Annotated in this window: 8 protein-coding genes and 1 pseudogene; 2 read left to right on the top strand and 7 right to left on the bottom strand. The window is 69.0% G+C overall.

Annotated features, from left to right (window positions below):
• The 6 genes from PV363_RS14705 to trxA all read right to left on the bottom strand — a co-directional run.
• The coding region (locus tag PV363_RS14705; protein WP_301022705.1) for a sulfate ABC transporter ATP-binding protein at positions 1-955 on the bottom strand (955 nt) is incomplete at its 3' end.
• Positions 952-1,821 carry a sulfate ABC transporter permease subunit gene (locus tag PV363_RS14700; protein WP_220341960.1) on the bottom strand — a complete coding sequence of 290 codons (870 nt, stop codon included), beginning with the start codon at positions 1,819-1,821 and terminating at the stop codon, positions 952-954. The genes PV363_RS14705 and PV363_RS14700, both read right to left, overlap by 4 nt.
• Complete coding sequence (cysT, locus tag PV363_RS14695) at positions 1,818-2,663, bottom strand: sulfate ABC transporter permease subunit CysT (protein WP_220345276.1); 846 nt, start codon at positions 2,661-2,663, stop codon at positions 1,818-1,820. The genes PV363_RS14700 and cysT overlap by 4 nt, the downstream gene beginning before the upstream one ends.
• Complete coding sequence (locus tag PV363_RS14690; RefSeq protein WP_301022704.1) at positions 2,660-3,685, bottom strand: sulfate ABC transporter substrate-binding protein; 1,026 nt, start codon at positions 3,683-3,685, stop codon at positions 2,660-2,662. The genes cysT and PV363_RS14690 overlap by 4 nt, the downstream gene beginning before the upstream one ends.
• A gap of 140 nt (positions 3,686-3,825) precedes the next feature.
• Positions 3,826-4,689 carry a formyltetrahydrofolate deformylase gene (purU, locus tag PV363_RS14685; RefSeq protein ID WP_220341957.1) on the bottom strand — a complete coding sequence of 288 codons (864 nt, stop codon included), beginning with the start codon at positions 4,687-4,689 and terminating at the stop codon, positions 3,826-3,828.
• A gap of 91 nt (positions 4,690-4,780) precedes the next feature.
• The gene (gene trxA / locus PV363_RS14680; RefSeq protein ID WP_220341956.1) at positions 4,781-5,167 is read right to left on the bottom strand and encodes a thioredoxin; all 387 of its coding nucleotides are present in this window, start codon (positions 5,165-5,167) and stop codon (positions 4,781-4,783) included.
• A 247-nt stretch (positions 5,168-5,414) separates the two neighbouring features.
• On the opposite strand from trxA, the gene PV363_RS14675 reads away from it, so the two are divergent.
• Complete coding sequence (locus PV363_RS14675) at positions 5,415-5,615, top strand: hypothetical protein (RefSeq protein WP_301022703.1); 201 nt, start codon at positions 5,415-5,417, stop codon at positions 5,613-5,615.
• A gap of 90 nt (positions 5,616-5,705) precedes the next feature.
• Positions 5,706-6,095: a hypothetical protein gene (locus PV363_RS14670; RefSeq protein ID WP_301022702.1), complete on the top strand. Its 390-nt coding sequence runs from the start codon at positions 5,706-5,708 to the stop codon at positions 6,093-6,095.
• Between the two features lie 45 nt (positions 6,096-6,140).
• Here PV363_RS14670 and PV363_RS14665 read toward each other — a convergent pair.
• A pseudogene (locus tag PV363_RS14665) lies at positions 6,141-6,321 on the bottom strand (prephenate dehydratase); the annotation flags it as partial.

The raw sequence follows: 6,321 nt of genomic DNA, 5'->3' as shown, positions 1-6,321 counted from the left end.
GGGCGCCGTTGACCGGCGCGACCTCACGGAGCCAGACGGTCGACCCCTCGGCGAGCCCACGCTGGAGCGCGTCGTTGCGGGTGAGCTGGACCTGGACCGGGTCGCCGCCGCTCGTCGGCGTGACCTCGAGCCGCACCTCGTAGCCGATCCGCGTCCACCGCGTGATGGTGCCGACGACGGAGTCCGGCACGGGTCCTGCGGCGACCTCGATGTCGTGCGGCCGTACGAGCCGCCCGTCGAGGGTCGTCACCGGGCCGAGGAAGGACAGGACGAAGTCCGACGCCGGCTGGTCGTACAGCTCGTCCGGCGTCCCGATCTGCTCGATCCGGCCCTGGTTGATGACGACGATCTGGTCGGCGACCTCCAGAGCCTCCTCCTGGTCGTGCGTGACGAACACCGTCGTCACGTGGACCTCGTCGTGGAGGCGGCGCAGCCAGTCGCGCAGCTCCTTGCGGACCTTCGCGTCCAGCGCGCCGAACGGCTCGTCGAGCAGCAGCACGCTCGGCTCGATGGCGAGCGCACGGGCGAGCGCCATGCGCTGGCGCTGACCGCCCGACAGCTGGGCCGGGTAGCGGTCGGCGAACTGCTCGAGGTGCACGAGGCGGAGCATCTCGCGGACCCGCTCGGCGACCTGGTCCTTGGGCTGCTTGCGGATCTCGAGCCCGAACGCGACGTTGCGAGCGACCGTCATGTGCTTGAACGCGGCGTAGTGCTGGAAGACGAAGCCGACGTTGCGCTTGCGGGCCGGGAGTCGCGTGGCGTCGTTGCCCTCGATCGTGACCGTGCCGCTGTCGGCGTTCTCCAGGCCGGCGATGATCCGCAGCAGCGTGGACTTCCCGCCGCCGCTGGGCCCGAGCAGGGCGGTGAGCTGCCCGGCGGGGACCGACAGATTGATGTCCTCGAGGGCCACGAAGTCGCCGAAGCGGCGGCCGACCCCTGCGATCTCGATGCTCATGCTGGGTCCTTCTCGGTGGTGAGGGGGGTGGCGACCTCGGCGGACGCCCGAATGGTGGGCGCCGCGGCGTGCCCCGGTCGCAGGAGCGTGACGACGATGAGGGCGAGCACCGCGGCAGCGGCCAGCACGAACGAGGCGGCGTACGCGGCCGTCTGCTCGAAGTTCTGGTAGCGCTCCTCGACCACGAGGGTCGCGGTCTGGGTCTGCCCGACGATGTTGCCGGAGACGATCTTGACCGCCCCGAACTCGCCGAGCGACCGAGCGAGGCTGAGGACGACGCCGTACACGAGCGCCCAGCGGATCGCCGGGAGCGTGATGCGGCGGAACGTCTGCCAGGCGTTGGCCCCGAGGCTGACGGCGGCCTGCTCCTGCTCGGTGCCGATCTCGGTGAGCACCGGGACGACCTCGCGGATCACCAGCGGGAGCGACACGAACGCCGTCGCCATGATGATCCCTGGAGTCGCATAGATGACCTGGAGGCCGGAGCTCTCGAGCGTCGGTCCGAACCAGCCGTTGGTGCCCCCGTAGGCCAGCAGCAGGGCGAGCCCCACGACGACCGGGGAGACCGAGAGCGGCAGGTCGATGAGCGCGGAGAGGATACGGCGGCCGGGGAAGGTGTAGCGGACGAGCAGCACCGAGATGAGGACGCCGAAGACGGTGTTGATGACGACCGCCCAGGCGGCGACGACCAGCGTCAGCTCGAACGCGTCGACGGTGGTCGGCTCGGTGAGGGCGTCCACGAACGCCCCGGTCCCCTCGGCGAACGCGTTCTTGCCGACGAGGAAGACCGGCCACACGATCAGCAGCGTCAGATAGACGAGGACGATCGCGCGCAGGACGTAACGGACGGGACCGCGCTCGTTCATCGTCGGGCCACCCTCCGTGCGATGACGTCCAGGGCGATGATCGCGAAGAGAGCCACGAGGAGAAGCAGCGACGCGACGGAGGCGGCGGCCGCCATGTTGCCGTTCTCGATGTAGGTCAGGATGCGCACCGAGGTGACTTCCGTGCGCATGGGGAGGTTGCCCGACAGCAGCACCAGGGAGCCGTACTCGCTGATGGCGCGGGCGAACGACAGCGCCGCACCGGCGGTGATGGCCGGCGTCAGCGCCGGGAGGAGGACCTTGCGGAAGGTCGTGAGCCGGCTCGCGCCGAGCGACGCGGCGGCCTGCTCGGTCTCCGGATCGAGCTCGAGCAGGACCGGCTGCACCGTCCGGACCACGAACGGCGTGGTGACGAACAGCAGTGCCAGGAAGACGGCGACGCGGGTGTTGGCGACGTCGATCCCGATCGGGCTGCCGGGACCGTAGAGGCTCAGGAGCACCAACCCCGCCACGATGGTCGGCAGGGCGAACGGGATGTCGATGACGACCTCGAGGATCCCCTTGCCCCAGAAGTGGTCTCGGACGAGGACCCAGGCGATGAGCGTGCCGAAGACGACGTTCGTCACGGTCACCAGGACGGCCTCGCCGACGGTGAGCTTGATCGCGGCCCACGTCTGCGGTTGCTGGATCGTCTCGACGAAGGTGGTCCAGCCACCCTCCGTCGTGGTGAGGACGACGGCCGACAGGGGCAGCATCACGAGGATGCTGAACCAGATCAGCGCGACGCCCAGCCCCAACCCCGCTGCGGGGGTCAGGGCCGTGGCCGCGCGGGCCCGGCGCCGGGGACCCCGGCGCCGGACCCGCGTGAGGGTGGACGTGGTCACGACTTGCCCGTCTCCTGCTGGATCTTGGTGACGACGCCGTTCTTCTCGTCGAAGAACTTGGTGTTGATGGCTTCCCAGCCGCCGAGGTCACCGTCGATGGTGAAGAGCTTGGACGGCGTCGGGAACGGGTCCGACGGATCGTTCGCGCCCTTGACCTTGCCGACCTTCACGTCGGGGCTGATCGGACGGAAGCCCTTCGAGACGTACAGCTCCTGGCCCTCCTCGCTGAGCACGAAGTCGAGGAACGCCTTTGCCTTCGGGTCGGCCTTCTTGGTGACGGCGCCGGGGTTCTCGATCAGCAGCGTCTCGTCCGGGACGACGTAGTCGAACTTCTCGCCCTGCTGGCGGGCCAGGATCGCCTCGTTCTCGTACGAGATGAGGACGTCGCCGGTGCCGGCCTGGAAGGCTGCGGTGGCGTCGCGGCCCGAGCCCGGGAGCGCGGCGACGTTCTTGAAGAACTTCGTCAGGTACGCCGTGCCGGCGGCGTCGCCGCCGTCTGCCGCAGCCTGCTGCCACCCGGCGAGGATGTTCCACCGTGCAGCGCCGGACGAGCCCGGGTTGGGGGTGACGATGGAGACGCCCGGCTTCACGAGGTCGTCCCAGGTCTGGATGTTCTTGGGGTTGCCCTCGCGCACCACGAGCACGACGACGGAGTCCGTCACGATGCCCTTGTGCTCGCCGTCGTCCCAGGTGTCCTCGACCAGTCCCGCCTCGACCAGGCGTGTCACGTCCGGTGTGACGGAGAAGTGCACGTAGTCGGCCTTCAGCCCGCCGGCGACGGCGCGGCTCTGGTCGCCGGACGCGCCGTACGACTCCTTCCAGACGACACCCTTGCCCTCGTCGGTCTTCGCAAACTCCTTCTGGGCGGCGTTGTTGCCCGCCTTGGGGACCGCGAAGCCGACCAGCGACAGCGTTGTGCTGGAGCTGTCGGCGTCGGCGCCACCGCACGCCGACAGCCCCAGCGCGGCGGCGAGCGCGGTGGTTGCGGCGATCAGGCGGGTTGCCCGCTTCCGAGTGAACATGTCGTGCCTTTCGACGTGCGCCTTGTGCGCTGTAGCCAGTGAGTTACTAATCCCGAGTAGATTACTCGACTATAGCGACACAGGGGCATGCAGGCGCCGATTCTCACGATGTGGGCGCGGCGCCGTCGCAGCCCCTCAGCTCAGGGGAATACGACGGTCCGGGAGCCGTTGAGCAGGACGCGCTGCTCGGCGTGCAGGCCTACGGCCCGCGAGAGCACACGGGTCTCGACGTCGCGGCCCGCCTGCACGAGCGAGGCCGGGTCCTGCTGGTGAGCGACCCGGGTGACGTCCTGCTCGATGATCGGGCCCTCGTCGAGGTCGGCGGTCACGTAGTGGGCCGTGGCGCCGATGAGCTTGACGCCGCGCTCGTACGCCTGGTGGTACGGCTTTGCGCCCTTGAAGCTCGGCAGGAAGCTGTGGTGGATGTTGATCGCCCGTCCCTGGAGCCGCCGGCAGGCGTCGTCGGACAGGATCTGCATGTAGCGCGCCAGGACCACGAGGTCGATCCCCAGCTCGTCGACGAGGCCGAACACCTGCTCCTCGGCCGACGCCTTCGTGGCTGCCGTCACCGGCACGTGGTGGAACGGGACGTCGTACGACCTCGCCAGCCGCTCGAGGGTCGTGTGGTTGGAGACCACGGCGCCGATCTCGATGTTGAGAGCGCCGATGCTCTGCCGGAACAGGAGGTCGTTGAGGCAGTGACCCTCCTTGGAGACCATCACCAGCGTCCGGCACGGCGCCTCGGCCACGACCAGGCTCCACGTCATCGCGTGCTCGTCGGCCACCGGAGCGAACCCGCCTCGGAGCGCGTCCACGTCGTACGGGTCACCGACGCTCTCGAAGTGCACCCGCAGGAAGAACCGTCGCGCCGTCGCGTCCGTGAACTGCTGCGCGTCCACGATGTTGCCTCCGCGGTCCACGATCCACGACGAGATGGCGTGCACCAGCCCCGGGCGATCGGGGCAGGTCAGGGTCAGGACGTACGTGGAGGTGGTGGTGGACATGCCGCACAGCGTACGGCGGGCCCACCGTGCGGATGCGCGACAGCCCCCTGGCCACGGGGCCAGAGGGCTGTCGGAGAGTGCGTGCGGAGGGTCAGGCCTGCTGCGCCGGCCCCTGCTGTGCCTGCTGCTCGGCGACCTGGGAACGGACCTCGTCCATGTCGACCTCGCGTACGGCGTCGATCACCTGGTCGAGCGCCTGTGCGGGCAGCGCCCCGGGCTGGTTGAAGAGGAGGATGCCGTCACGGAAGGCCATCAGCGTCGGGATCGAGGTGATCTGGAGCGCACCGGCGAGATCCTGCTCCGCCTCGGTGTCGACCTTGGTGAACTTGATGTCCTCGTTCTTCTCGGCCGCGGCCTCGAACACGGGGGCGAACTGGCGGCACGGGCCGCACCAGGAGGCCCAGAAGTCCACCAGCACGATGCCGTCGGAGGAGATGGTGTCCATGAAGCTGTCGGAGGTCAGGGCAGTGGTTGCCATGTCACGTCCATTTCGATCGGGTGCGTCTGTGCGTCTGCGGTGTTCAACAGCGGACGGGCCCGCAGGATTCCCACCCGTACCTCCACCCTAGGCAGCCGCCAGGTCACAGTGCTTGGATGCATGTGCCAGAGCACATCGGAGCGGGTGATGGAGGCGCAGCATGCGGACGGGGGACCGCCACCCGGCACGCCATCGCAGTGCGGTGTCGAAACCGCGCGAGCCGCTGACCCGTTCCGAGGCGTTCCAGGTGGTGATGCTTGTGGTCATGGGTGTCCTCTTCATCACGGCGGTGGGATGGCTGCTTGTCGACAAGGACACAGCGTGGGTCCTCATGGTGACCGCCATGGTCCTGAGCGCGGTCGCGAGGGTTGCCGGCCACGCGTCCCGCTGGGGCCATTCGCGGAGAGTCGACACGAGTGGGCTGACGGGCGGCCAGGGCGAAGACTAGGGTTCGGCCATGGCTCGCGGCGACGCTCACCGGCGAGACGCCGTGCTGTGGGCTTGGGTGGTCGCTCGCAGGCTGATGGTGGCAGCGGGGGTGGTGCTCTTCCTCGCCCTGCTGCCGATCAGATCGCTGCGTCCCTACGACGACGCCCTGGTCCTGCTCGCGGCGACGATACTCATGGGATCGTCGGTCGTGGTGAGCGCGTCGAGGTCGTCCCGCTCCGGTCGGCGGACCTGGGAAGTCTGGCTCGGACGTGTCGCGATCACGCTGGTCGGGTCTGGCCTCGCCCTGAAAGCCCTCAGCTTCTACTCCGCGCCCCCACGCACTCGTTTCGCGTTCCTCACCGCCGGAATCGTCGTGTTCACGATTGGTCTCCTGCTGGAAGACACGCTGACCGGCGAGGCGCGTGTGAAAGAGCGCCAGCGCGACCGGGATTACCTGGAGTACGAGGCGCACCGTCGTCAGACATCCGCGAGCGGGTGAAACGTACGGGCTCGAGCGGTGGCGAGCCGTACCGCCGCGGCGCGCTCAGGCGTCGGCGAACCGGTGAGGGTGCGCCGGATAGACGCCCATGACCTGAACGTCGGTCGAGAAGAACGCCAGCTCCTCCAGTGCGCGGGCCAACGCCGGCTCTTCGGGATGGCCGTCGACCTCGGCGAGGAACATCGTCGCCGTGAAGGTGCCGCCGACCATGTAGCTCTCGAGCTTG

The organism is Mumia sp., assembly GCF_028803055.1.
GTDB lineage: Bacteria > Actinomycetota > Actinomycetes > Propionibacteriales > Nocardioidaceae > Mumia.
Note: the sequence above shows the minus strand (reverse complement) of the source record. Positions and strands in the feature narration are given on the sequence as shown.

Excerpts from the sequence above, each read along its gene's own strand:
- PV363_RS14690 (WP_301022704.1), bottom strand. The coding sequence starts at position 3,685 with ATGTTCACTCGGAAGCGGGCAACCCGCCTGATCGCCGCAACCACCGCG.
- PV363_RS14700 (WP_220341960.1), bottom strand. The coding sequence starts at position 1,821 with ATGAACGAGCGCGGTCCCGTCCGTTACGTCCTGCGCGCGATCGTCCTC.
- trxA (WP_220341956.1), bottom strand. The coding sequence starts at position 5,167 with ATGGCAACCACTGCCCTGACCTCCGACAGCTTCATGGACACCATCTCC.
- purU (WP_220341957.1), bottom strand. The coding sequence starts at position 4,689 with ATGTCCACCACCACCTCCACGTACGTCCTGACCCTGACCTGCCCCGAT.